Raw genomic sequence first — 25,872 nt, 5'->3', positions numbered from 1 at the left:
ATTTGAAAGGTAAAAGGTAAAAAAAATCTGTGTAAGTTGGGTTTCCCAAAGCCTCAACCCAACCTACTGGAGATCACTGTTATTAATTGATCAATTTCTGATTCTAATGTTAGGTAATGAACACTCACACGAATACAATTAGGATTAGCAATTGTTCTAGTTAAAATCTTTTGTGATTCTAGATATTGCACTAATTTTAAACTAGGTTGATTACTTAATTGAAAGGAAACTAATCCACTTTCTGGAGGGGAATTTTTTAAACATTTGACATCAGATAAAGAGTTTAATTTTTGCCAAAGATATTGACTATTTTGGCAAATTCTCTCATATCTTTCCTCTGCTGTTCCCCACCGTTCATGAATTGTAATGGCTGCTTTTAAACCCACATATAATGAAGTTGATAAAGTAGAAACCTCATATCTGCGCCCATCCGGTTGCCAACCCGTTGGTTGTGCTTGACTATTAGTAGTAACTCCATTTAAACCAATAAAAGTAGGATGTAAGCTTGATCTTGCTTCGGGACGGACATATAAACCACCCACACCAGCAGGACCGCATAACCATTTATGACCAGTAAATGCGTAAAAATCCACACCCAATGCGGTTAAATCCAAGGGAAGAACACCCACGGATTGGGCTGCGTCTATCAATAACAGGGATTTATTGCTTCTGCATACTTCGACAATTTTGTCAATAGGTAAAACTTGACCAGTATTCCACAAAACATGACTCAATACTACTAAGCGGGTATGGGGACGGAGATTATCAGCAATAATACTGCTAGGATTTCCCTCGTTTAAAGTAGCCATTAAGGGACAGGTGGTAACTTCCACCGCAAATCTGCGGGCAATTTCCCCAGCCGTAGCTATGACCCCAGGGTGTTCACAGTCGGAAAGCAATAGATGATCACCAGGGTGCCAATCAATACCCCACATGGCAATGTTACAACCCACGGTAACATTACCTGTGAGAGTTATTGTATCACTTGGCACATTTAATAAAGAAGCGATCGCTTCTCGACTGGCTTGTATTTGCGGTGATATCCAACTATACGCTTCACTGCCAAAAGGACCGATATTTTGAATATGTGCCTGAGATTGAGCAATAGTATCCATAGCCACTTGGGGCATTGGTCCTTGTCCTCCGTAATTAAAATAAATTTTATTACTTAAAGCGGGAAATTGGGCGCGGTGGAGATGCAAATTGTTCATAAATATAGAGTTGTAGAGAGTTGTAGTTTTTTGTCTAATTTATTGATATATACTTTGATCAATAAATAATCAGCATCAATCAACATCAAATTTTACATCAAAAACTATGAATTGGTGGCAACGACTCAACAAAAATCCTTTAGCACGATCTGGGGCAATTGTCCTATTATGTTTCTATTTAGCAGTGATTGCGGCTGATTTTATCGCTCCTTATAACCCTTATGATTCACAAGCCAATGGTTCATTACTCCCACCTACTCCCATTCATTGGCTATCTGAGTCGGGGCAATTCATTGGACCTCATATATATCCTACAATACAAGGTGATACTAATTTAGAAACTGGAGAGAGAAAAATAATTGTAGACAAAACAAAGCCTTCTCCATTACGCTTATTTGTTGCTGGACCAGAGTACCAATTATTCAAATTGAGTATTTCCCTACCGCCAAAATGGCAAGACATCATAATTATTCCTGGAATTTCCTTAAATTGGCATTTGTTTGGCGTTATTGGTGACGCAAAATTTAATATTTTGGGAACAGACGAACAAGGACGAGACCAGTTTAGTCGCTTGTTGCATGGTGGTCGTATTAGTATGTTTATTGGCATTTTTGGCATCATTGTCACCTATCCATTGGCGTTGTTTATTGGTGGTATTTCTGGCTATTTTGGTGGTTTAATTGATAGTATAATCATGCGTTTAGCAGAAGTTTTGATGACCTTTCCCAGTATTTATTTATTAGTAGCACTATCAAGTATTTTGAGTCCAAAATTAACCAGCACTCAGCGATTTTTATTAATTATCTTGATCACTTCTGTAATTAGTTGGGCGGGTTTAGCCAGAATAATTCGCGGACAGGTATTATCAATCAAAGAACTCGAATTTGTGCAAGCTGCTAAGGTAATGGGTGGTAATCCAATTTATATTATCATTCGTCATGTTTTGCCGCAAACTGCTACTTATATTATTATTTCTGCTACTTTGACAATTCCTAGTTTTATTGGTGCAGAAGCTGTATTAAGTTTGATTGGTTTGGGGATTCAACAACCAGATCCTTCTTGGGGAAATATGCTTTCTTTAGCTAGTAATGCTTCTATTTTAGTATTACAACCTTGGCTGATTATACCACCAGCAATCCTAATTATTATCACTGTTTTATCTTTCAATGTTTTAGGTGATGGTTTGCGAGACGCACTTGATCCTCGTAGTTTAGAAAGGTAGTAGAAAGGTAGGTTGGGTTAAGCGATAGCGCAACCCGACACAATCTTTTATAATCAGGTTTAATAATGTTGGGTAACATAAGTCAATCCAACCTAGGCAATGATATAATAGACGGGTAACTACTTGGTATCACATCATGATGATTACTCAAGAATTAGAACTTAAAGAAAACATCTCTCAAGATGTGATTTTTCCCCCCAGTGATTTGTATAGTGATGAACCTCCCGTGGAAACAGAACTACATTTAAGACAAATAATTCTCCTTTTCAAATGTCTAGAATGGTTGTGGAAAGATAGATATGATTTCTATGCTGCGGGAAATCTCACCATTTACTATAGTCCTAATCAGAAAAAATCAGAATATTTCCGAGGTCCAGATTTCTTTGTTGTGCTAGGAACAGAACGCAAAACCCGGAAAAGTTGGGTAGTTTGGAATGAAGACGGCAAATATCCCAATGTAATTTTAGAGATTCTTTCACCAACTACAGTTAATACAGATAAAGAATATAAAAAAGAACTTTACCAAAATACTTTCCGCACCCCGGATTATTTTTGGTTTGATCCTTATACACTAGAATTTGCAGGTTTTCATTTATTAGATGGAAAATATCAACCTCTAGAAGCAAATGAAAAAGGACATTTATGGAGTGAACAATTAGATTTATATTTGGGAATTCATGAGGGATTATTGCGGTATTTCACACCAGAAGGAAAGCTAGTTTTTACCCCTGAAGAAACCGCAGAACGTTTAGCAGCAAAGTTGCGGGAATTAAATATAGATCCTGATGAAATTTAATAATCAGGTTTAATAATGTTGGGTTTCGTTCCTCAACCCAACTACTGGAAATTTACACCTTCATAAATATCGCTAAAAGGAATTTTAAAATCTATTGATTTTAAAGACAATATATCATTGACTGATTCATATTCAGTTAATACCCATTGTCCTTCTGCATTTTTAGCAAATTGTTCAATAAAATATTCATATTGGTTAATCATAATATATTCTTTCAATTCAGGAAGAGAACGATAAAATCTAAATTTGTCAGTTTTATCATAATTTATAGTTGATTTAGATAACACTTCTACAATCATTAAAGGATTTGTTACTTGAGTAGTTCCAGTTCCTTGATATGTTGGTTCTCCTTGAATTACCATAATATCTGGATAAGTATAGATTTGATAACGTTGTAGCCATAATTTAACATCACCCATATAAATCTTGTAATTTTGATTCCGCATTTTTAATTTAAAATGTAGATAAAAATTACCTGCAATTTCATTATGATTTGTAGTTCCACTAGTCATAGCTATAATTTCCCCGTGTATATATTCATTTTTAAATTCTGATTTTTCCTCTAGTTCTATATATTCTTCTGGAGTGTAATATTTGCTGGATGTTTGAACTTGCATATCAACCTCATATTTTCAATTTTAATTACCCAGGATAATGCTGGGCTAGAAATTCCTGTGCTTGAGCTTTATCCTTAATTATACCATCTACAGTCGCCGTCAATAAATCATCAAGCATTTGCTTATATTGGGGACTAGGTTTATAACCTAATTGTTTTAAATCATTCCCATTTAACAGCGGTTGAATATTTCCCCAAGTTGTTAAATATTGCCAAATTCTTCTTCTAATTTTCTGGGGACTTTGTAAAGCGATTAAAATCAAAGTTTGTAAATCATATTTTTTGAGTAAATATACAGTTTGACTAGGTTTTTGAAAAGTGGGTAATAATCTCATTACCTCAGATTGAATTTGAGATAATTTCTCTAATCTGCTAATACTGTCATCAGCTAATTGGAGATTTTTAGCAACTTTTTCCCGATATTCTGGTTTTAAATAAGCTATTAATACCTCCAGACGCATTTGCCAATGTATTAAAGTTTGTTTTTTGTCAAATTTCCTTAAACAGTGGTTTAATAAATTTAATTGTCGGTTAAGTTCTCGATCTAATTTTAGCGTAGGATGAATACATTGTAAAGCCCCTAAATTATTAAGTAATTCTAAAGCTGATTGCCAATAATGTGCTGCCAAAATATACTTTAATTCAGTTTTTAGTCGAGTTTGCAAAGCCGGAGTTTTACTATTTTCTTGACTAGTACGATTATAAACTCCACTATTTATAGCATAACGAATATAAGTTTCTGTTTGGGGTTCTACAGAAAATCCAAACCGTACCGCAAACCGCACCCCGCGATAAATCCGCGTCGGATCTTCAATAAAACTATTAGCGTGTAAGATTCTAATTTGCTGATTTTTTAAGTCTATAAAACCACCAAAAAAATCTAATAATTCACCAGCACGAGGAGAAGTTAACCGCAAAGCCATAGCATTAATTGTAAAATCTCGCCGATATAAATCTTGACGAATGGAACTAGCTTCAACTTCTGGATTTGCTGCTGGATAAGGATAAAACTCGGTTCTGGCTGTGGCAATATCTACCCATAATGAATCTAATAATATATCTTTATGCCATAATAAAGCCGCAGTTTGAAAAGCACCATGAATTTCTAATCTTGCATTTTTATAAATGTGCTGTAAGGCTTTAGCTAATTCTACTCCGGCACCGACATTTGCTGTTTTATGAAAACCATCAACTACTAAATCAATATCATTAATCATTAAAGTGCAATTTTCTGTTTCTGATAATAGTAAATCTCGCACTGCACCACCAACTAAATAAAGATGCCAGCCTCGTTTTTCTGCTTCTTGAGAAGCGATATTAAGTAATTCCCACAGTTGAGGAGTAAGACGTTTTTCTAATTCATAATTGAGTCGCAAATTCTGATCATAGCTTTGGATTTGGGATTGGGGATTTTGAATTGTTAATTGATGCAGTTCTCTTAAAACATCGGTGCGGGTGACAATACCAACTAATTGCCCTTGCTCCAATACTGGTAATCTGCCAATATCATAAGTTACCATTAAAGACTCAATTTCCGGTAAAGAAGTATCAGGAGTAATTGTTTTTAAATTACTTGTCATATAACCTTTAACTGGTGCATGACTAAATCCATGATGTAAAGCAATATCTAAATCACGTCGGGAAATAATTCCAATTAATAAATCTTGGTTATTAACTACAGATAAACCTGAATGTCCATAACGTAATAAAATCCTTTGTGCTTCGGCTATAGTAGTTTCCGGGCGAATTGTTCTTACTGGAGAAGACATTAGATCTCTGGCTATAGGAGGGTGGGGAATTTGCCCTTTTAATCCATCTAATAATTGTTGTAAAATTGCTTGGGAATCTGTAGTTCGGAGGTTTAAAGATGCTGCTTGGGAATGTCCACCACCACCATAAGATGTAAATAATTGATTAAGATTTGTTTGGGGAATTTGTGTTCTCCCAATTACTGTTAATCGCCAATCTTCTTCACTTAAAGGATATTCATTTGCTAACAGTACAGCATCGGTTTCTGTTAAATCAATTATTTCTGAAGCTAAACCGGATAAACCCGGGACAAAACTATCTGTTTTTATTGTCACCCAAGCAATAGTATATCCCCGCAAACAAAGATATTCTAAGTTTTCCAAAGCTTGACTTAATAACTGTTGTAATTGTGGTGATAAACCAGGATCTCGATAAGTAGAAATAACTGATAAATTTGCTCCTTGCTGCATTAACCAACCTAATGCTAAAGCATCTCTGGCTGTAGATTGTTTATAAGTTAATGAACCTGTATCCACATGAATACCCAAAGCCATTACCGTCGCTTGCGCGGAATTTAAAGAGATATTGCTTTTTTGTAATCTTTCTACCATTAAAGTGGTTGTAGCCCCTACTTCTTCAATGTATGATTCAGTAGAGGGAATATCTCCCTCCTGTTCGAGATGATGATCATAAATGATGATCTTTTCCACATTAGCTAAATCAAACCAGATAGCTGCTTTACCCAGGCGATCGCGCTTTTGAGTATCTACAATCGTTAAAGAACGAATTTTCTCAGGAATTACTGAACGTCTTTCAATTAACGGATACTCATCACGGTGTAGTGCCAAAAAATCCCTGACAGGAGGATGAGCGCCCCCAGTGAGGACGATTTTACTCCCCGGTTGCAGACAAGTCAACCCTACCGCTGCCCCCAAAGCGTCAAAGTCAGCAGTTGTATGACAAAGAATTAAATCCATATATTTAAAAGTGAGTTAAAAGTGACAGGGGACTCTTAACAGGGAACAAGGAATATAATTTCCATCTTAATCATTTTCCCAATGTCTAATGAGCAGTGGCCAATTTTCCCAAGAAAAAACAGATTGGAAAATTAGACATGACCAACTGTTACAAACCCGACGTAAAATATTAATTGATCAGGTGATGCCTTGTGAGTTCAGAAGGTTCGCTGAAAACCACTCAGACTATAAACAGCAGCACACCTGGGGTAAACTAAGATTTCGTTATGTTGGGAAAAACAAAATGACCACAGTATTTCAAATTGCTTTAATATCACTAGTCTTGTTCTCTTTCGTGCTTGTGATTGGTGTACCCGTTGTTTACGCCACTCCTCAAAACTGGGTAGAATCTAAAAAACTGCTCTGGGTTGGATCTGGAATTTGGGCGGCTTTAGTTGTGTTAGTTGCTATATTAAACTTCTTTGTAGTTTAATTAACTGCTTTAACTATCAACTAACATATACCATACAAATCAGAGGAGCAGAAAAGCCAATACAAAAGGTAAAAATAGAAAAAATGCTCTTAAATGTTCTTTTTCTAGCCGACTTTTTCCTGATTGTGCTTTCCTGCTCTTATATTTTGAAAGCAGAAAAGTATATTGGTTAAGTACCTATTGTAATATTGATTCAGAGGCATTATGGCAGTTTTTGAAGGAAATTTTCAGCAAACCGAGTCTTTGCGCTTTGCATTGATTATCGCCCGCTTTAATGATCTTGTCACCCTGAAACTAGTGGAAGGATGTAAAGACTGCTTAAAACGTCACGGTATCAATCCTGACCCAGAAGGGGAGCAAGTAGACTATGTATGGGTTCCTGGTAGTTTTGAAGTTCCCAATGTAGCCCGTCAATTAGCAATGTCTGGCCGTTATGATGCCATAATTTGTCTTGGTGCAGTCATCAAAGGACAAACGCCACATTTTGATTATGTATCTGCTGAAGTTTCTAAAGGCATTGCTGCGGCTAGTTTCCAAACGGGAGTACCAGTGATTTTTGGGATTTTGACAACGGATACCATGCAGCAAGCTCTAGAACGGGCGGGAATTAAAAGTAATCACGGTTGGGAATATGCCATGAATGCCATAGAAATGGCCAGTCTCATGCGTCAATTACGCCCGAATTTAGCAAGTTAGTTAGGTAATGGGTATTGGGTAATAGGTAATGGGTAATAAGTAATTTTTTTTTCACTAAAAACTAATGACCACTGACCAATTGCACCGGAAAAAAATTTTTTAATTTAGGGGTTGACAAACAAGAATAAATCTGGAATAATAAGATTATTGATGAGTTGCGGGTATAGCTCAGTGGTAGAGCGCAACCTTGCCAAGGTTGATGTCGCGCGTTCGAATCGCGTTACCCGCTTTCTAGTTTAGGTTATTATATGAAAATAAAACCAAATGATTTTCCGTTTTTATCAAATTGGTATGTGATGGATTTTTGGGTTGGGATTGTTAATAACTTTCTGGGCTACTTCAGCTTCTAGGAGTAATTTTGGGTTTCCTCATACTGATTTTTGGAAAAAGTAGGGAATAATGTAAGAAAACCGCTCAAGTTATTTACCTCGCTTGTGCAACCTCAAAAACCAGATAAAATCGACCTAAACACGGAATACGCTTGTCCTTGTCGTCGCAAGGGACAGTTAATTCCTATCACGCTGACAGAAGCCTTTGGATGCGATCGCTGTCAGCAGATTTTTGTAGTAGAAGAAAATGGATATGTATTAGAACAACTGTCTACAACTTATCCTTATAAGCGTGCTTGGCGCTGGAAAGGAAAAAGTTGGCACGTTGTTCAACCTCCCTTAGAACAAAACTATTTACCAATAGCGCTAGGCATTATTTTTGTGTTAGTCATTATATGGCTACCATTGGCGCTGCGGTTAGCTAATAGTTCCAGCATCCTCGCTTGGGCAATGGTAGCAGTGTTATTGGCAATTCTACCAGTGCTAATGATCTGGCTTACTTACAGACGTTAACCCCATGACAGATGAAGTGATTGATGATTACCCCGAACCCATGACAGGCGCTGAACGCGCTTTTCAAGCTTCTCTGAAATTGGGAATTACCAAGGGGACGGATAGGAGTCGGGCTGTGTTAGCAATGGCACAAGCCATCGAACGGGATTTTGATGAAATTCTCGAAGCTAATACCTTGGATTTAGAAGCAAGTCGAGAAATGGCAGTTCCAGAATTAATTTTGGACTGGTTGAGACTAACCCCCTCCAGGTTGGAGAATGCAGTTAAGATTCTGCAACGGTTGGGGGAATTATCTGATCCTTTGCGACGAGTCCGAACCACTGATTATCAGCAGGAAGACTCCCAAAGTTATACTCAGTTAATGCCTTTAGGGGTGATTGCTTTTATTTATGAAGCTTTCCCAGATTTAGGGGCAATTGCGGCTGGTTTTTGTCTGAAAACTGGTAATAGTATTATTCTCAAAGGGAGTACAGAAGCTAGTCATTCTAATAAAGCGATCGCTAATGCACTACAAACAGCCATTACCAAAGTTGGTTTACCAGCAGGGTGTGTAGAATTAATTACTGCTGAACATGGCGCATCTGTGCGAGATTTAGTTACTCAAGACCAGTATTTGAGTTTAGTGATTCCTTATGGGCGTACTAGTTTAATTCAACAAGTAGTTAGACAGGCAACTTGTCCAGTTCTCAAGTCAGCCATGGGTAATTGTTACCTGTATTGGTCTGTCAATAGTAGCTTAGAAATGGTACGTTGGATGATTATAGATAGCCATGAAAGCGAACCAGATCCAGTAAATGCCATTGAAAAAGTTTTAATTCATCGTCAAGCTTTACCATCTTCCTTATCAGTGCTATGGAGTAGCTTAAAAGAAAAAGGTTTTGAACTTAAAGGAGATGCAGAATTAGTTGCGGCTTTTCCGCAGTTGCAACTAGTCAAAGATGAAGAATGGGGGACACCTTATTTAACAAAAACAGTGACCTTTAAATTGGTAGATAGTTTAGAAAGTGCGATCGCTTGGATTAACCAATATAGTAGTAGTCATGCTGATAGCATTGTCACCGAATCCTATCAAGAAAGCCGCCAATTTGCATTAGGAGTAAATAGTGCCTCCACCTATATTAATGCTTCCCCTCGTTTTTCCCGTCATTCCTCACGAGGAGAAGCTGTATTTTTAGGAATGTCCAATCAAAAAGGACATAGAAGGGGATTTATTAGTTTAGAAACGTTAACAACAGTGAAGCATATTATTCAAGGGAATGGACGCTTTTAGGGAAAATATCTGACAATATTTACCCATTTTTCCGTAAATCAAGGTAGGATATCATATAAGTACAAGTATGCTACCTACCAAGATTATGAGCCTGTGCATCAATCCTAACTGCCTAAAGCCCGAAAATCCAGACAATATCCTTTTTTGTCAAGCCTGTGGTTCAGAATTGATACTCCAAGGACGTTATCGGGCTATCATCGAGTTAGGACGTGGTGGCTTTGGTGTTACCTATCAGATTAATGAAATCGGTAAGAATCAAACCAAAGTTCTCAAAGTCCTGACTAATAATCAACCAAAAGCAATAGAATTATTTAAACAAGAAGCCGCCGTTTTAAGTCAACTAAATCATCCCGGTATTCCCAAAGTAGAACCAGATGCTTACTTTGTCTATTTTCCCCACGAAAGCAGAAACCCAATTCATTGTTTTGTCATGGAAAACATTGAGGGAATAGACTTAGAAAACTATATGCAAAACCGTAAGGATGGCATTAAGCAAACCTTAGCAATATACTTACTGAAAGATTTGGTTATTATTTTAGAACAAGTCCATAATCAAAACTTTTTTCATCGAGATATCAAGCCATCTAACATTATGCTGAGGGCTGAAAATGCTCAACCAGTATTAATTGATTTTGGCACAGTTAGACAAGTTACAGAAACAGTAGTTAATCAAAGTGGACAAGTTACAGCAATAGTTTCAGCCGGTTACACACCCCCAGAACAAATTAATAATAACGCTGTACCCCAATCTGATTTTTTTGCCTTAGGACGGACATTTGTTTATTTGCTTACAGGTAAAAAACCACTTGATCCCGCAATATATGATTTTGATAATGAGACCCTAAATTGGCGTAGTCATGCACAGCAAATATCACCTATGTTAGCAGATTTATTAGATGATATGATGCAGCGTTTATATAAAGATCGTCCGCAAAATATTAAGCAGATATCTCAGCGGTTAGCAGCTATAGAAAAAGCTTTACAACAACCTCAAATAAAACCTCAACCACAAAAAAATAAATTTCCTCGGCGGGTTTTTATAAAAACGGGTTTGATAATTGGAACATTTACCATAGCAGTAGCAGGAAAAAATATATTTAAGAATCTATTTAAAAATCAAGATCATAAACCAACAACACCAAAAACTACAACTTCCATAAATAGTTCAACCCCAGAACTTACAACATCTCCAAACCCAAATCCAGAAAATAGCACATCTTTGAGCAACCGGAAAACCTTTAAATTTGAAGTTGTCACCACAGACCCAAAGGGAAACATCACCAACCGACGCAACGCAACAGCAAAATACTTCACAGAAGACCTGGGAAACGGTGTTTTCTTAGAAATGGTAAAAATACCAGGGGGAAAATTTTTGATGGGTTCACCGGCAAATGAAGCGAAAAGAAGTGATAATGAAAGTCCCCAACATCAAGTTACAGTTCCCAGTTTTTGCATAGGGAAATATCAAGTGACACAGGAACAATATCAAGCTATCATGGGAACTAACCCTGCTTACTTTAAAGGCAATAAACGCCCAGTTGAAAGGGTCAGTTGGAATAATGCAGTTACATTCTGTCAAAGGTTAAGCCAAAGGACAAGAAAAAACTACAGATTACCCAGTGAAGCCGAATGGGAGTATGCGTGTCGTGCGGGAACAACCACACCATTTTATTTTGGTGAAAGTATTACCCCAGAATTGGTAAACTATAATGGTAATCATGTCTACGCATCTGCACCAAAAGGACAATATCGAGAACAAACTACAGATGTAGGAAATTTTCCCCCTAACACCTTTGGTTTGTACGATATGCACGGAAATGTCTGGGAATGGTGTCAAGACGATTGGCATGATAATTATACAAATGCGCCTGAAGATGGTATTGCTTGGATTAATCAAAGCGGTGATATAAAGGTTATGCGTGGCGGTTCGTGGTTCAACTCTACTCGGGACTGTAGGTCGGCGAATCGTGGCGGTATTGAGCGGGTCTATGGGGACGACCTCCTGGGGTTTCGTCTTGTGGTTTCCCCACCCCCATGACCAAAAATCTGGGATACAAGCCCCGTCCACTTCGGCAAGCTCAGTGCATCGCTTTTAGGACGGCTTTATGTTAAAATTTGGTTATAGTCGCCATAGGGCATTGGGAGACTTTAAACGGACATGGAGGGACGATAAGACCACTTGTGGCGTGTTCCAGTGAAGTGTCAAGAATCATCGCACCTTCAGGTCGGTGAGTATGTCAATTCGTAGCCCTTTTCTGCTATATAAATCCTAGACAAAACTAGACTTTACTTTCTACTTCAACAGGAGGTTATGAGCGGTTATAGCTCAGTATAATTACAGTCCGGTCACTAAGATTGAAGTAACCGGACTGATTTCTGAAACCTTTAATTCAGACCTTTATTCGCGGCTGGAGTCTGGACTTAACTGATTTTACTTGACATTCTGATTTTTAGAAGTGTAGTAAACCTTACTTCCTGTATCGGGAACAAAATGACAACCAATAGCAGAATTCCATAAAGACTTCCAAATTGGTTCTTTTGATTCGTGAAAATACTCACCCATAATTGGTTTAATTGCTTTAGTAGCTTTCAACAAATTGTAGTGAGGCATATTTAAGAAAATGTGATGGGCAACATGAGTACCGATATCATGATGAATGTGGTTAAAAACACCATAATCTCTGTCAACACTAGAAATTGCCCCTTTCAGAAAAGTCCATTCTTCCCCACGATACCAAGGAATTCCCGGTTCAGTATGGTGTAAAAAAGTCACCAAATCTAGCCAAATGATAAAGACAATGTAAGGTCCAGCATAATATTTTAACAACCACATCCAACCATATTGATAGGTCAAAAAACCTAGTAAAGCTACCATACTAATCCAAAGCGTGGTACTAGTAATCACGTCCCATTTTTCCGAGGGTTTAAACAGTGGACTGCTAGGAGAAAAGTGAGAACCTTCTTTACCGGGTGAACGCTTAAACAGATACACTGGATAAGCCAATAAGAACACATAAAAACGCCCTATTTTTTGCGCTACGGGCATCTCATTGTACTCTGATTCAGAGACAGGATACCAGCTTTCATCATTTTCCAAGCTGCCTGTATTTTTGTGGTGAGTTCTGTGGCTAATTCTCCAACCATGATAAGGAACGAGAATGGGAGTATGGGAGAGATGACCAACCAAATCATTCAACCATTTATGCTTAGAAAAAGATTGGTGTCCGCAGTCATGTCCAACTACAAATAAAGCCCAAAACATAGTTCCTTGCATTAACCAGAAAACCGGCCAAAAATACCAAGAATCTAGGTAATTAGCCACTGCATATAGCAGCCCAATAATTAGAACATCACGAAAGAAATAATAGAGTGATTTAGTCACATTAGGCTGAAAACATTCAGCGGGAATAGCAGCTTTTAAATCTTGAAGAGTAAACGGTAATTTTTCTTGACCTTCAAAAGATTCGGGACTAGGTTTTTGATTGAACTGGATTGTATCTAATTGCACTAGGTTAGTTGATTGATTGTAAATTAGAAATTAATCCAGAGGTTATATTTAGTTACCTCTGGAAGTTAGACTTGGGAATATTGGCTGAAAAAATTGGTGATGAAACCAGAAGTAATTAATTCATACGTCAGATTTCATACCCAACATTAATATTTTATGATCTTTCTGCACGATATTCATCAAAAGTGACATAACCAATATCAGTTTTATATAGTTGACATTGATTAGTGATTTCCTTCATCAAATCCCAGGAGAACTTATATTCTTCATGGAGATAAGGGATCCAATTTTCCTTGATACTGCTGTAAGCCAACCGTAAATTATAGGAAGGGATCGCAGTAGAAATATGATGGGGAACATGAACATTAATATCGTGGCAAAGAATTTCTACCCAGCGAGGATAATCACAATGAATTGTGCCAAATAGCTGTGCTAAGGCTTCATTCCATTTGTCAGCAGTGCTAAAAGGAACATCGGGAAGGGTGTGGTGAACAATAGTAAAGGTACTCATCCAAAAATGGTAAACCATCCAGGGAATAAACCAAAATTTAATAAATCCCCAAACACCAGTTGTAATAATTAAAGTTGGGAAAACAACAGCCGCAAATAAAGCTACCACAGCCACAGAAAGTTTAACACTAGCCTGGTCTTTTTTCTGGAAATTGCGCCAATCAAAATGGACAACAGCCCAATGTCCAATAGAACCCACCCACCAAAGACGTTGACGCAGGAACAACTCGAAAGCGGACTGTCTATTTTTAGACCAATTTGTAAAAATTTCCGTTCTAATGGGATGCCAAGCGTTATCTTCATCTAGCTTGTTAGTATGTTTATGGTGATGATTATGTTTAATCCGCCAACTGTGAAAGGGGTAAATTAAGAACATCATGAAGAAATGTCCGACTAAATCATTTACCCAGCGACGTTTCGCAAAGGAACGATGACCACAATCATGACCAATAACAAAAAAACCTGTTAAAGCAGTTCCTGTAAAAATCCAAGCTAGGGGTAAAAGAAACCAGGGGGAAACGGCTAAAAAGTAATAGCCTAGTGCAGCCATAGATAAGCTGAGAATTACAGTTGTCCATGCTTTGCGGCTATTTTTCTGAAAACATTCCTTGGGGAGACTTTTGATAATATGTTTGAGTTTGATTTGGTCTTTACCAAGGTCTGTGGAGACCGCTATTTCCTGACTTTTAATGATTGATGTAGTCATGAATACCTGAAAAACAACAGAATGCCACACAAGATTACTAAGAAAAGTAACTTGCTGCAAAGTTTTGTAACATTAATTTCTGAGATTATAGCAACTTAACAATCATTTAGGATAGTGATTGAGAAATTAAAAATTTCCCATTAAAAATTGCCGCAGTTGCACGCAAAAAGCCAATAGTCTCAAGCCAAAATGACTATAAAACTATTGACTTTGGGCATAAAATCTGTATTATGCTTTTTTGGTTGCCAGCTTCACATTTGTAGCTAGACCGAGTAATTGTAATAACTGAATGGTCATCCAAGTCAGATCAATTTCCCACCATTCTAAACCATGACGGGCAGAGTATTGAAAAGCGTGGTGATTATTGTGCCAACCTTCGCCAAAGACGAGGATAGCAACCCACCAACAGTTAGTTGATTTGTCCCCGGAGTCATAAGTGCGGTAGCCAAACTTATGAGTAGCACTATTTACTAACCAGGTACAGTGATAAACCCAGATAATGCGGACAAAAATTCCCCAGACCACCATTGGCCAGCCACCTAAGAAGTATAGGACCAAGCCCAAAGCAATTTGTAAGAAAATGAAATATTTCTGTAAAAACTGATAAACTGGGTCATCAATAATGTCTTTAGTGAAGCGAGGAACTTGATCGTGAGCGGGGGCGAAATGAATCATCCAACCCATATGACTCCACCAGAAACCTTGATTTGAATCATGGGGATCAGATTCAGTATCAGAATGTAAGTGGTGAATGCGGTGTGTTCCCACCCATTCAATGGGACCACCTTCACAGGATAGTGTCCCAAAAATTACCAGGAGATACTCTAGCCACTTAGGCGTTTGAAAACTGCGGTGAGTGACAAGACGGTGATATCCCAAAGTAATACCTAAACCCCCAGTCACCCAGTAAAGCAATAAAGCAACACCAACTGCATTCCAGCTAAAATTGCTAGGAACTAGGGCAAATAGAGCGCCGACGTGTAATGCAACGAAAAATAGGGTATTAACCCAGTTAATGTGATGTTTAGAAGTAGCAATTGTCATGCAGTAACCTGAATAGAAATTGTTCAGCCTAGTCTGCGCGATCCTAAAATCCGCATATCTATTTTATTTTTTTCAATGAGGAAATGATGAACAGCTTTGAACAGCTGCGGGAAGCAGAACAGGCGCTATTAGAAATTTTTTCCGCTATTGACGCTCAGGTCAAGCATAATCTGAAAAGAGTATTAGATGCCTTTCGTGATCATCGAGTGGGAGCGCACCATTTTGCGGGCGTGAGTGGCTACGGACACGACGATTTAGGACGAGAAACCTTAGATCAAGTTTTTGCTCAAGTAATGAGTGCTGAAGCTGCGGTGGTGCGAGTGCAGTTTGTTTCGGGAACTCATGCGATCGCTTGTGCGCTTTATGGTGTACTTCGTCCTGGGGATGAAATGTTAGCAGTAGTCGGTTCTCCCTACGATACATTGGAAGAGGTGATTGGCTTGAGAGGACAAGGCCAAGGCTCTCTTCTTGATTTTGGCATAAAATACCGCCAATTAGAACTAACTGATCAAGGAAAAATAGATTGGCAAAACTTAACCACTAGCATTACCGACAACACAAAGTTAGTATTGATTCAACGTTCCTGTGGATATTCATGGCGGCCAAGTCTTTCTATTGCTGACATAGAAAAAATTGTTTACATAGTCAAACAGCAAAATCCCCATACCATTTGCTTTGTAGACAACTGCTACGGCGAATTTATAGAAACCCAAGAACCAACCCATATTGGTGCCGACCTCATAGCCGGGTCATTGATCAAGAATCCTGGAGGTACAGTCGTGAGTGCTGGTGGTTACATAGCTGGACGGAGCGAACTAGTAGAAGCAGCAGCTTGTAGACTGACAGCCCCTGGAATTGGTAGCCAAGGGGGGGCGACCTTTGATCAAAACCGTCTCTTATTCCAAGGATTATTTTTAGCGCCGCAGATGGTAGGGGAAGCCATGAAAGGAACATACCTGACGGGTTATGTATTTGACAAACTGGGTTATCCAGTCAACCCCCCACCATTAGCACCCAGAGGAGACGTAATTCAGGCCATTAAACTTGGTTCAGCCAAAAAACTAATCGCCTTCTGTAAAGCCATACAGCAGCATTCACCCATCGGGTCTTATCTCAACCCCATACCCGACGATATGCCAGGCTACGAAAGCCAAGTAGTCATGGCTGGAGGGACATTTATCGAAGGGAGTACCTTGGAACTATCAGCAGATGGACCATTGCGAGAACCTTATGTGGTTTATTGCCAAGGCGGTACACATTGGACTCATGTATCTATTGCTTTACAAGCGGCTATTGAGGCAGTTGGGGAGGTTTAAGAAGAGTTTCGCGCAAAGTCGCTAAGGAGCAAAGGAAGAGTTTAAAGTTTGTTGGCTATTCGTGTGATGCCGTTTTTAATTAGGACTTCACCAAAGTTAATGAGTAGGCCAAGGCGTTTATTGGCGAGGGTAAGATATGTAACTAGCTGTTTTTTATGTACAGGGTGGATGGTTTCTAGGGATTTGAGTTCAATAATTACCTTATTTTCAACTATCATATCTGCCTGAAACCCTTCCTCTAAATGAATACCTTCATAAACTACTGGTATTGGTTGTTGTCTTACTACCTGTAAACCTCTACTCTCCAACTCATACGCCAAAACAGTCTCATACGCAGATTCAAACAACCCTGGTCCTAACCTAGTATGAATCTTGTATGCAGCATCAACAATCTGAGTCGCAATTTCATTCTCAGTCATATACACCTCCTTCTTATTCCCTTTGCGCCTTAGCTCCTTTGCGTCTTTGCGCGAAACCTTATTTCGGTAACTTATACTGTCCCACTATCCGCTTCGCAAACTCCGGTACGTGCGCTGCTAATTTCTCTCCATGATTCCGCTTTACATACAAATAATTTCTCGCAAAGTGGGAATCTATAGAAAATCTCGCATATTCCAGTCCTTTGGGTCCGATTTTATCTATGACGACTCCCATTAGTTTCGCAGCCCACATGGGTAAGGTAACTGCTTGATCATAAGCTGGTATGCTTTGCTGTACTGCTGGTTTGCGGTTTCCTTGGGATATGACCGGTTGGGTATCCAATTGGTCTTTAACTAGTTCTAACATTTCTTTGCCTGTATTGTTTCTGACTACTATCCATTGCCATTTGTAAGGTGCGCCCATATACCCAACGACTATATCGGCCAGGGAGTTGACGTAATCAAAGCAACTCATACATGATGGGGCGAAGATATCTTTAAGCACGTTTGTTTTTAAGCCAAAGAAGGGTACTGTCTCTTCAGAGCCGTCTTGGTGTTTGAAGTGGACTCGGAAGTCTTGCATAAATTCGTAGCTGACGACTGTTTGCGGCGAACGGCTGGTGGTTTCTAGGAATTTTTGCAGCCCAGCGCGGGTAACGTTATCTACGCAGGGTGTTCCGAGTACGTAGAGTTTTTCTAGGCCGAGTTTTTTCTCGACGGCGCGTAATGCTTGGATTTGACAACCTACTCCAATGACTAATAACCGTTTCATTCCCGATTTTTCTATCTGTTCTAATACGGACAGGTTGGGGGATAATGTGGGTTTATTGACTTTGGCGGCTAGTATTTCTTCTGGAGTGCGGGCTATTATGGGCATGGGTTGAAAGCGGTCTTCTTTGCTGTTTTGGACACAAACTACGCCTTCAACTAAACCACGATTGAGCATTTCTATGGCTATGCTGCTAACTATTCCTGTCCATTGCGCGCCTTCGATGGGTTGTTGTTTTCTGGCGGACATCATTTCTTGATGAACTCCAAAGTAGAGTTCGTTTTCGTCTTCTAAGTTGCGGGGACGGTTATGGGTGGTGGTTTCTAGTTCGTCTATTCTTTGGGTAATGAAAGCGCACGCTTCTTTGACGTAGTGGATGTAGTAAGTGTCGCATAGTCCGCATTCACTACAGAGTTCTTTGGCAGGGCGCACGCTTCCGGGTTTGAGGGCTTTGGCTTTTTTGTGGGATTCTATGGATGTCATCTATTTTGTTTATTTTTACTAAATATGGCTTTTATTACCTTACCGTTTGGGGATGTGAAGTTGGCGTTTTGAGTTGAATAAGAGTTTTCTTCACGCAGGGACGCTCCAGGCACGGAGAGTATAAAACAGTAAAATGTGAATCGTTCTAGTTTGATACACACCAGCTAGTTAAATTTGTATAATTATTACCAAACTATAAAAAAGGATGATCAATTATGAGTAATTCTGATACCAAGTGGTCTGCTGATGGCAAAGAAATTCCTTTTGTAGAACAGCACACAAAAACTAAACATCTACTTACAGAACAGTATGTAACAGTATATATCTGATTTAATTTATACACTTTATGGAACTGGGCAGTATGGAGGAGTTAGAAATTTTACTATCATTGATGGTTTTTGTGGTGGGGGTATTTACAATGATAGGGAGTCAGATAATATTTGGTTTGGTTCACCCATTCGTTTGATTAATTCTGTTGAAGAAGGGTATTTAAAATCAGGAAGAACTTATCCTTTAAATGTTAAATTTATTTTTATAGATAAGAAAAAAGAACATTTAGAATGTTTAAAAAATATTGCTATGTCTCAAGCAGAATTAGAAGATTTATCAGATGGAAACCAGCATACTGTCAAAACTGAATTTGGTGATTTGATATTAGAATGTGAGTTTATAAATGATAAATTTGAGAATAAAGTAGATTATTGTGTTTTTCAATCTGAGAACAGAAAGGGACATTCTTTATTTATTCTTGATCCCTATGGTTGGTCTGATGTCTCGATGGCAAGTTTTAGAAAGATAAATAGCCTCAAAAAATCAGAAATTATTTATACATTTATGGTTGATTTTATCAAAAGATTTTTTTATGATCCCAAGTGGAAAGCAAGAGATACTTTTACCAAAGTATTGGAAACAGATGGTTATTTTGATATTGATCACTTTATAAATTTAGATACTTTTGGCGAACAAGCACAATTTAGAAATAATTTTATGAAATTATTGAGAGATAAAGGTAATGCAAGTAGAATCATGACATTTGCTATGATGCCTAATAATAATGATAGAGTATTATATTACTTATTCCATATTTGTAGTCATTTAAGAGCCTTAGAGGTAATGAAAGATGGAAGCTGGAAGTTTAATAATTTAAACTATCAATATCACTATGATATTTATGGATTTGGATTTAAAGCAGCATTATTTTATGAAGATAATCAATTGGACTTAAAATTAGATATTAATCAAGATAGTCAAACAGCTTGTATTAATAAATTAAGTACCGACTTGGATAAAATTATACATAATAACCCAGATGGAATTTTATTTGAAGAATTATGTAATAAAACAATGGAACGAAATCCAGCAACTAGACAACAGTATTTTGAATATCTCAATTTCTTAAGAGAAGCTAAAGAAATACAAGTGATTAGGAAGGGTAAAAAAACAAATAGTCAAAAATTAGAAAATGGGGATATAATTAAACTATCACCACAACTAATTTTATTTAATATGCGTGGCTATATATCCTAAATAATTTCTAAGACACAACTAAACATATAATGAAATCATGATTACTGGAACTGAAAAAATAATTAATCCACTGCAAAAAAGTGCTTTAAACAAGAAAAGTCTATGCGACTATGTTGTTAATATTGCTTCTGGTTGTTTACATGGATGTACATTTTGCTACGTTCCTTCAACGCCAAGTATTAGAACTCAACAAAAAAAATTGCATCAAAAAGGTGTAGAAAATCCTCAGTTAGACTGGGGTAAGTATCTATTCATAAGGGAAGAAGTTCCTGAAAAATTAGATCAAATATTAAAAAGAAAAAGAAAGTGGGAAGAAACACCTTCTGGTAAAGGAGTAATTTTGCTTTGCTCTGGAACAGATCCATATCAAAACAAAAAAACAGCAGAAATTACTCGTAGAACAATAGAAGTTTTAATTAAACATAATAAAAACGTAAGAATTTTAACTCGTGGCTTGTTATGGCAAAATGATTTAGATATTTTAACTCATCCAAACATCTCTATAGGAATGAGTATCCCTTGTATAAATGATGAACTACTAAAAAAAATTGAACCACAAGCACCTTTATCATCTGATAGATATAAAGCATTGCAAAAAGGATATGAAGCTAAATGTCGTTTGTATGTAGCTATGGCTCCAACTCCACCTATGATGACTTTAGACAATTTTAAGTTTAACTTAGATCAATTTATGAAAATTAACCCAGAAGTAATTTTTTGGGAACCAATTAATGCTAGAGGAACAAATGGCAGAAGAATGTTAGCTGCTGGTCTAGATTTTGCAAAATCAATTATGAGTAGACAATCTTGGGCAGACACTTTTATTAAACAATGGAATGATATTGAAGCAGCCGCTAAAGAAGTTGGATGTCTTGATAAAGTCCACATTTGGCCAGATCCTTCTTTAAAAGGCTTTGTTAGTGAAGAAAAAATTGATAATTGGTTATATAGACCAACTATAGAGAAATGGAATAGCAAATAGGGAATTACACAGAACTGTTGAATGTTAAGATTTTGATGATCTTGTCCAATTTGTGTATTAGTGATACCACAAATCAACTCACAAACACATTTGATAACTTTATGCGTAATATTCCACTTAAGAATTTAACCATGGGAATAAGTATTATTTTACTTTCCCTATTCTCATCCTTTAGTGTCCAAGCACAAAAGGGAGGAAATAAAATTGAACTTAAAGTTTATAGTCAAAACGTGCAAAAACAAAGTTGTCCAGATAAAGTTATTGTCACGGAAATTCCCCAACCTTATCGAGAGGGAAGTTTTGCTACCGACGGTTCTGTGAATTTGAGTGGGTACGCAAATAATATTTCTATCAGCACAAGTAATAGCTTTAGTACGACATGGGTAGGAACATTAAAACCGAAATATGCTCAATGCTTTGCTTCTGCTGGAAATAGTCATTATCGGCTGCATTTTGTTAAGGGTAAAGTTTATTTTATGCTTGATTTAGCAGGCAGTTTTGATCCTAATAATTATCCTTTAATAGTTATCAAGCAGGGAATGAAAATAGGTAATCCTGTGTGGACTTGGGGTGGAAGTGATTAAAGAGTAGTAAATCACTTTATTTAAAGTGATCTGGATTTAAAATAAGACTTAGTCAAAACAGCAATAAAGTAGAGGTAATTCATGAATTACCTCTACCCAATAATCAGATTTTCAGTGCTTTTGCATTGTCTTTAATTATTTATCTTCTTGCATACTTCTGACAATTCTTGTTACCATTTTCCTGGGTATAAAGCGAATACATTTTGCCATTAATTTATTAACAAAACCAGGAATAATAATTGTTTTTCCCTGAATTAAACCATGATAACCAATTTGGGCTACAGTTTCTGCATCCATCATTTTTTTGCGTTTTAGTAGTTTAGAATCTGCCATTCCGGTTCTTTCATGAAATGCAGATGCAGTTGAACCTGGACAAAGAACAGTTACAGTTATACCTGTACCTTCTAACTCATTAGCAATAGCTTCTGAAAAAGATAAAACATAAGCTTTTGTTGCAAAATAAACCGCCATTAACGGACCTGGTTGAAATGCAGCAGCAGAAGCGACATTAAGAATTTTACCATGACGTTGTTTAACCATTTCTCTAAGAAATAATTTGGTTAAATGGGTAAGACAAACCAAATTTACCTGCAACATTTCCAGTTCAGTATTGAGGTTGGTTTCATAAAATAATCCATGATTACCAAAACCTGCATTATTGACTAAGATATCAACTTTAATACCGACTTGTTGTAATTCTGTAAAAATTTCTTCTGGAGATGTGGATATAGATAAATCTTTGGTAATGGGTTTAACAAAAATCCCAAACTCTTGTGCAAGTTCAACAGCTATTATTTGCAGTTTTTCTCCTAACCTGTCTACCAATACAAGATTGTAATTCTCATGAGCAAAAATCCGGGCTAACTGATAGCCAATACCACTAGCTGAACCAGTAATTAAAACAGTTTCCCGACATTTTATGTTCATTTTTTAAGAAGTCAATTACATTAATAAAATAGGCACAGTTTACCTGTGCCAAAAGAATTAGACAAGACTTAAAAAACCAGTTTGCACTAGGTAAGATGTGTAAGTCATCAACAATTGAGAATCAATAGCAGGACAAACAATAGAACTGCCTTTTAATGCTTCTAGAGTTTTTTCACAACTAATAATTGGTCTTCTAGCTTGTAAATACAAATCAGGAATAGTGATTTGTTCATCTGACCAACGTTCTAACAAAAATGGCCGCAAAGTATATAAAGGATTGTCTGGAGAGGTGACATTATTAATTAATTCTGCTTGCCATTCTTGGTATGGAATCATCTTTAATGAAAACCCAAAAGAACGCACCCAATCAACTAAAGATATTAAAGAAGCGGGTTGAGGATGTTGTAAATGGAAAGCTTTACCTACAGATGTTTCTTGTCGAGAAAGATAAACAACAGATTTGCTGACATAATCAACAGGAGACATATCTAACATATAATCTACATCGGGAAAAGAACCCATTTGTAGACAACCTTTAATCATTAAATTGATGAAATCATGGGTATTACAAATTCCGGTTTTGCTATCCCCAGAAATTAAAGGAGGTCTATGAATAGTGATAGGTAATCCTCGACTACCAGCAATTTTTACTAACTTTTCTGCCACCCATTTAGTTTGGGAATAACCGAGAAAAATACCTTCCCAGTCATGAAAATCATCATCTTCTTTAACTATCTTACCAGCATAAGCACTAGACTCAAAAACAGCAACACTAGAAACATAATGAAATGGTTTAACTTTGGTTTGACAAGCTAAACGTAAAACTTCCTGTGTACCCAAGACATTCGCTGTTTTTAGGGCTGAGTAGGGATAAACATAATTCAGTAAAGCTGCACTATGATAAATAGTATCAATATTAGCAGCTAAATCTTGAAATTGTTCTGCATTAATACCCAAATGTGGTTGTGATAAATCACCAATAATGGGGATAATGCGGTGACTATATTGATCTTGCCAAATTCCATATTGTTGCAAATTATTTTCTAATTTGCTTTTCCCTTCTGCGAGACTACTAGCACGCACTAAACAATAAAGAATTGCTTCACTAACTTCTAGTAATTCCTTGATAATGAAAGCACCTAAATAACCTGTTCCTCCGGTTAAAAAGATATTTTTGGGGTGAGAAACAAAAACGGTATTACCTACAGGTTGAATGCTGGGGTCTAGGACAGCTTCCGCAGCTAAATCTAGGAAAGGGGGAGCAAAATTAACAGAAGAATTTGTACCTGAAGCTGCATCTTTTCCAGGAGAATCATCACTTGCTTCCTCTGACAACCGCTGAGAAAGGGCAGCAATATTGGGATAATGCCAAAGCAGAACGGGAGAGGGTTTAAATCCTAATAATTGCTCCAATTTACTAATAATAATCATGGCTTGAGCAGAATCTAAACCATAATTTTCTAAATTTTCGTGAACATCAATTTCTGCGGTTGTAACTCCAATAACTTCTGCAAGATTGGAAGCTAGAAATGTTTGAATACTTTCAGCAGTATAAGACTGTTTTAAATTCATTTTTACTTCTCCAATATAGAAGGAATTGGTTGATATTGACTGTAATAAGGAGGCATTTGCAAACCCTGAATTTTCAAACTATGGGTACGATATAAAAATCCAGTTCCCTTCATAATTTGGTTAGCAACATCAACAACATGACGTTGATTAGGTTCTGATAAATATGAACCACGTACCCAGTCATTAAAGCCACCCATAGCTGGTCCGCACCAAATTTGATAATCAACTTCCCGACCTTTTTCACCTGTACTAGACCAGCGGGAAGATAACCCTAAATACCATCTAAAAATTAAGGCCATTTTCAGTTTAGGATTATTAACAGCTTTACCCAATTTTTCAGGATTTTTTTGGGATAAATAAGCGGCTGTACCTTCCCAAACTTCGGCAATACTTTTACGAAAAATTTGTTTTTCTAACTTTTCTTTTTCGGCTTTGGGAATATGTTCAATAGAGTCATAAGTGCGATATAACTCATAAAGTTTTTGCGCTCGCATGGGGAACATTGTCCCCCGTTTGAGAACTTGTAATTTCACTCCCATTTCAAACATATCGGCTGCGGGAGCCATGATCATATCTGCCATTTCTGCTTGTGCTAATAACTTTTTAGTATGTTCACAAGCACCAGATTCAACACAAGATTGATTAATTGAACCAGTGACTATGTAAGCAGCACCCATGATGAAACCAGCTAAGGCTGATTCTGGTGTACCAATGCCTCCAGCGACTCCAATTCTAATAGGAACTGAGTAATTATATTGCGATTGAATTTCATCTCTGAGAGCAATAATTGAAGGTAATAAACATACTAAAGGACGATTATCAGTGTGACCTCCAGAATCAGCTTCAACGGTAATATCATCAGCCATTGGTACTTGGCTGGCCAAATTTGCCTGTAGTTCGGTAATTAATCCTTGCTGAAGTAATTCTTTGATAATTCTCGCGGGTGCTGGTTGCAAAAATTTAGTTGCAACTTCTCGACGGGAAATTTTAGCAATGACCTTATTTCTGATATCAATTTGATTGGCTGCATTCAATCTTAACCCAGCAATTCGATAGTAAACAATATTAGGAGTTAAGTCTAAAAATGCAGATGCTTCTACTGTTCTGACACCATATTTTAGATATAAATCTACAACGCGACGCTCAATAATTGGTTCATTGGGACTGTGAATTAAATTGAAAGCATAGGGTCCATTTGGTAAGGCTTGTTGAATAGAATTAATGGCAGATTCTAAACGTTCTGGAAGTAAGCCACCGGCACCAAAAGAGCTTAAAATCTTCTCTTTTCCTAATGCAATTACCATCTTTTCAGAAGCAATACCACCAGCCATAGCGCCGGTCATATAGGCGTATTTTACACCATAAGCAGTGAGAAAACTGGAATCACCAAGTTGTTGTAAACGTAGAGGTGGGAGTGAGATTAAAAGTTCTGGTTGTCCAGATGAACCATGATCATTAGGTGCTAAATAACCATCATTAGTAACACCAATTCTCCCTGCTATTTTGATAATATGACAAGGTTGATCTAATGTTAATAGTTTATCTTTGATGGCATTTTTTTCAAAGCTAACACAATCTAATGAACCTTTCCAAATTTGGTTTTGATGATGATTCCAGCCGAAAAAACCAAGTCCATTATCATGTTGATTTCGTACCGTCTCAATTGTTTTCACG

At 37.3% G+C, this 25,872-nt stretch carries 22 protein-coding genes and 1 tRNA gene; 12 read left to right on the top strand and 11 right to left on the bottom strand.

The features are described from left to right. Positions 1-53: 53 nt before the first annotated feature. Positions 54-1,211 carry an aminotransferase class V-fold PLP-dependent enzyme gene (locus tag H6F39_RS05315; RefSeq protein ID WP_190396342.1) on the bottom strand — a complete coding sequence of 386 codons (1,158 nt, stop codon included), beginning with the start codon at positions 1,209-1,211 and terminating at the stop codon, positions 54-56. Between the two features lie 106 nt (positions 1,212-1,317). On the opposite strand from H6F39_RS05315, the gene H6F39_RS05310 reads away from it, so the two are divergent. Both H6F39_RS05310 and H6F39_RS05305 read left to right on the top strand, forming a co-directional pair. Next, positions 1,318-2,433 carry an ABC transporter permease gene (locus H6F39_RS05310; RefSeq protein ID WP_137909402.1) on the top strand — a complete coding sequence of 372 codons (1,116 nt, stop codon included), beginning with the start codon at positions 1,318-1,320 and terminating at the stop codon, positions 2,431-2,433. Positions 2,434-2,569: 136 nt separating this feature from the next. Next, complete coding sequence (locus tag H6F39_RS05305; RefSeq protein ID WP_137909403.1) at positions 2,570-3,229, top strand: Uma2 family endonuclease; 660 nt, start codon at positions 2,570-2,572, stop codon at positions 3,227-3,229. Positions 3,230-3,270: 41 nt separating this feature from the next. Here the strand turns inward: H6F39_RS05305 and H6F39_RS05300 are convergent, their stop codons facing one another. Beyond that, positions 3,271-3,846, bottom strand: a complete 576-nt coding sequence (locus tag H6F39_RS05300; protein WP_190371330.1) for a Uma2 family endonuclease — start codon at positions 3,844-3,846, stop codon at positions 3,271-3,273. A gap of 25 nt (positions 3,847-3,871) precedes the next feature. Beyond that, entirely contained in the window at positions 3,872-6,571 is a 2,700-nt protein-coding gene (locus tag H6F39_RS05295) for a CBS domain-containing protein (protein WP_190396341.1), read from the bottom strand. A gap of 283 nt (positions 6,572-6,854) precedes the next feature. Between H6F39_RS05295 and psbZ the strand changes: the two genes are divergently transcribed. From psbZ to H6F39_RS05265, 6 genes are all read left to right on the top strand, one after another. After that, the gene (gene psbZ, locus H6F39_RS05290) at positions 6,855-7,043 is read left to right on the top strand and encodes a photosystem II reaction center protein PsbZ (RefSeq protein WP_028083223.1); all 189 of its coding nucleotides are present in this window, start codon (positions 6,855-6,857) and stop codon (positions 7,041-7,043) included. Positions 7,044-7,247: 204 nt separating this feature from the next. Next, on the top strand, positions 7,248-7,739 hold the full coding sequence (ribH, locus tag H6F39_RS05285) for a 6,7-dimethyl-8-ribityllumazine synthase (RefSeq protein ID WP_028083222.1): 492 nt from the start codon (positions 7,248-7,250) through the stop codon (positions 7,737-7,739). A gap of 157 nt (positions 7,740-7,896) precedes the next feature. Continuing rightward, positions 7,897-7,968: transfer RNA gene (locus H6F39_RS05280), tRNA-Gly, on the top strand. A 205-nt stretch (positions 7,969-8,173) separates the two neighbouring features. Beyond that, a complete protein-coding gene (locus H6F39_RS05275) occupies positions 8,174-8,581 on the top strand; it encodes a hypothetical protein (protein ID WP_137909406.1) in 408 nt (135 codons plus the stop codon). A gap of 4 nt (positions 8,582-8,585) precedes the next feature. After that, positions 8,586-9,851, top strand: coding sequence for a glutamate-5-semialdehyde dehydrogenase (locus H6F39_RS05270; RefSeq protein ID WP_190371332.1), 1,266 nt, complete (start codon positions 8,586-8,588; stop codon positions 9,849-9,851). Positions 9,852-9,936: 85 nt separating this feature from the next. Further along, positions 9,937-11,889, top strand: a complete 1,953-nt coding sequence (locus tag H6F39_RS05265; RefSeq protein ID WP_190371333.1) for a bifunctional serine/threonine-protein kinase/formylglycine-generating enzyme family protein — start codon at positions 9,937-9,939, stop codon at positions 11,887-11,889. A 393-nt stretch (positions 11,890-12,282) separates the two neighbouring features. On the opposite strand, the gene H6F39_RS05260 is transcribed toward H6F39_RS05265, so the two are convergent. From H6F39_RS05260 to H6F39_RS05250, 3 genes are all read right to left on the bottom strand, one after another. Further along, complete coding sequence (locus tag H6F39_RS05260) at positions 12,283-13,359, bottom strand: fatty acid desaturase (RefSeq protein WP_137909600.1); 1,077 nt, start codon at positions 13,357-13,359, stop codon at positions 12,283-12,285. A gap of 154 nt (positions 13,360-13,513) precedes the next feature. Then, on the bottom strand, positions 13,514-14,575 hold the full coding sequence (locus H6F39_RS05255; protein ID WP_137909599.1) for a fatty acid desaturase: 1,062 nt from the start codon (positions 14,573-14,575) through the stop codon (positions 13,514-13,516). 228 nt (positions 14,576-14,803) lie between these two features. Beyond that, positions 14,804-15,619 (bottom strand): acyl-CoA desaturase, encoded by an 816-nt coding sequence (locus H6F39_RS05250; protein ID WP_137909598.1) that lies wholly within the window; start codon positions 15,617-15,619, stop codon positions 14,804-14,806. A gap of 86 nt (positions 15,620-15,705) precedes the next feature. Here H6F39_RS05250 and H6F39_RS05245 point away from each other — a divergent pair, with 86 nt between their 5' ends. Beyond that, on the top strand, positions 15,706-16,935 hold the full coding sequence (locus tag H6F39_RS05245) for a methionine gamma-lyase family protein (protein WP_137909602.1): 1,230 nt from the start codon (positions 15,706-15,708) through the stop codon (positions 16,933-16,935). Between the two features lie 41 nt (positions 16,936-16,976). Here the strand turns inward: H6F39_RS05245 and H6F39_RS05240 are convergent, their stop codons facing one another. Together H6F39_RS05240 and H6F39_RS05235 are read right to left on the bottom strand one after the other, a co-directional pair. Continuing rightward, positions 16,977-17,354: a GxxExxY protein gene (locus H6F39_RS05240; protein ID WP_190371334.1), complete on the bottom strand. Its 378-nt coding sequence runs from the start codon at positions 17,352-17,354 to the stop codon at positions 16,977-16,979. Positions 17,355-17,412: 58 nt separating this feature from the next. Beyond that, positions 17,413-18,606 carry a Coenzyme F420 hydrogenase/dehydrogenase, beta subunit C-terminal domain gene (locus H6F39_RS05235; RefSeq protein WP_190396340.1) on the bottom strand — a complete coding sequence of 398 codons (1,194 nt, stop codon included), beginning with the start codon at positions 18,604-18,606 and terminating at the stop codon, positions 17,413-17,415. 321 nt (positions 18,607-18,927) lie between these two features. Here H6F39_RS05235 and tcmP point away from each other — a divergent pair, with 321 nt between their 5' ends. From tcmP to H6F39_RS05220, 3 genes are all read left to right on the top strand, one after another. Continuing rightward, a complete protein-coding gene (gene tcmP, locus H6F39_RS05230) occupies positions 18,928-20,133 on the top strand; it encodes a three-Cys-motif partner protein TcmP (protein ID WP_190396351.1) in 1,206 nt (401 codons plus the stop codon). Between the two features lie 37 nt (positions 20,134-20,170). Further along, positions 20,171-21,115: a radical SAM protein gene (locus tag H6F39_RS05225; protein WP_190396339.1), complete on the top strand. Its 945-nt coding sequence runs from the start codon at positions 20,171-20,173 to the stop codon at positions 21,113-21,115. 101 nt (positions 21,116-21,216) lie between these two features. Continuing rightward, a complete protein-coding gene (locus tag H6F39_RS05220; RefSeq protein ID WP_137908987.1) occupies positions 21,217-21,699 on the top strand; it encodes a hypothetical protein in 483 nt (160 codons plus the stop codon). 135 nt (positions 21,700-21,834) lie between these two features. Here the strand turns inward: H6F39_RS05220 and H6F39_RS05215 are convergent, their stop codons facing one another. The 3 genes from H6F39_RS05215 to H6F39_RS05205 are packed head-to-tail and all read right to left on the bottom strand — an operon-like array spanning position 21,835 to position 25,871. Beyond that, positions 21,835-22,626 (bottom strand): SDR family oxidoreductase, encoded by a 792-nt coding sequence (locus H6F39_RS05215; RefSeq protein ID WP_137908986.1) that lies wholly within the window; start codon positions 22,624-22,626, stop codon positions 21,835-21,837. A gap of 57 nt (positions 22,627-22,683) precedes the next feature. After that, complete coding sequence (locus H6F39_RS05210) at positions 22,684-24,198, bottom strand: thioester reductase domain-containing protein (RefSeq protein ID WP_137908985.1); 1,515 nt, start codon at positions 24,196-24,198, stop codon at positions 22,684-22,686. Positions 24,199-24,200: 2 nt separating this feature from the next. Then, positions 24,201-25,871, bottom strand: a complete 1,671-nt coding sequence (locus tag H6F39_RS05205) for a PfaD family polyunsaturated fatty acid/polyketide biosynthesis protein (protein ID WP_190396338.1) — start codon at positions 25,869-25,871, stop codon at positions 24,201-24,203. Position 25,872: the final 1 nt, after the last annotated feature.

Origin of the sequence: Dolichospermum sp. FACHB-1250 (genome assembly GCF_014696335.1) — a bacterium.
Classification (GTDB): domain Bacteria; phylum Cyanobacteriota; class Cyanobacteriia; order Cyanobacteriales; family Nostocaceae; genus Dolichospermum; species Dolichospermum planctonicum.
The sequence above is the reverse complement of the archived record's forward strand: the minus strand, read 5'-3'. Positions and strand labels throughout refer to the sequence as shown.

Bases quoted from the DNA above. Each gene is read 5' to 3' on its own strand.
- H6F39_RS05315 (WP_190396342.1), bottom strand. From the start codon at position 1,211: ATGAACAATTTGCATCTCCACCGCGCCCAATTTCCCGCTTTAAGTAAT.
- H6F39_RS05310 (WP_137909402.1), top strand. From the start codon at position 1,318: ATGAATTGGTGGCAACGACTCAACAAAAATCCTTTAGCACGATCTGGG.
- H6F39_RS05305 (WP_137909403.1), top strand. From the start codon at position 2,570: ATGATGATTACTCAAGAATTAGAACTTAAAGAAAACATCTCTCAAGAT.
- H6F39_RS05300 (WP_190371330.1), bottom strand. From the start codon at position 3,846: ATGCAAGTTCAAACATCCAGCAAATATTACACTCCAGAAGAATATATA.
- H6F39_RS05295 (WP_190396341.1), bottom strand. From the start codon at position 6,571: ATGGATTTAATTCTTTGTCATACAACTGCTGACTTTGACGCTTTGGGG.
- psbZ (WP_028083223.1), top strand. From the start codon at position 6,855: ATGACCACAGTATTTCAAATTGCTTTAATATCACTAGTCTTGTTCTCT.
- ribH (WP_028083222.1), top strand. From the start codon at position 7,248: ATGGCAGTTTTTGAAGGAAATTTTCAGCAAACCGAGTCTTTGCGCTTT.
- H6F39_RS05270 (WP_190371332.1), top strand. From the start codon at position 8,586: ATGACAGATGAAGTGATTGATGATTACCCCGAACCCATGACAGGCGCT.
- H6F39_RS05265 (WP_190371333.1), top strand. From the start codon at position 9,937: ATGAGCCTGTGCATCAATCCTAACTGCCTAAAGCCCGAAAATCCAGAC.
- H6F39_RS05255 (WP_137909599.1), bottom strand. From the start codon at position 14,575: ATGACTACATCAATCATTAAAAGTCAGGAAATAGCGGTCTCCACAGAC.
- H6F39_RS05250 (WP_137909598.1), bottom strand. From the start codon at position 15,619: ATGACAATTGCTACTTCTAAACATCACATTAACTGGGTTAATACCCTA.
- H6F39_RS05245 (WP_137909602.1), top strand. From the start codon at position 15,706: ATGAACAGCTTTGAACAGCTGCGGGAAGCAGAACAGGCGCTATTAGAA.
- H6F39_RS05240 (WP_190371334.1), bottom strand. From the start codon at position 17,354: ATGACTGAGAATGAAATTGCGACTCAGATTGTTGATGCTGCATACAAG.
- H6F39_RS05235 (WP_190396340.1), bottom strand. From the start codon at position 18,606: ATGACATCCATAGAATCCCACAAAAAAGCCAAAGCCCTCAAACCCGGA.
- H6F39_RS05225 (WP_190396339.1), top strand. From the start codon at position 20,171: ATGATTACTGGAACTGAAAAAATAATTAATCCACTGCAAAAAAGTGCT.
- H6F39_RS05220 (WP_137908987.1), top strand. From the start codon at position 21,217: ATGCGTAATATTCCACTTAAGAATTTAACCATGGGAATAAGTATTATT.
- H6F39_RS05215 (WP_137908986.1), bottom strand. From the start codon at position 22,626: ATGAACATAAAATGTCGGGAAACTGTTTTAATTACTGGTTCAGCTAGT.
- H6F39_RS05210 (WP_137908985.1), bottom strand. From the start codon at position 24,198: ATGAATTTAAAACAGTCTTATACTGCTGAAAGTATTCAAACATTTCTA.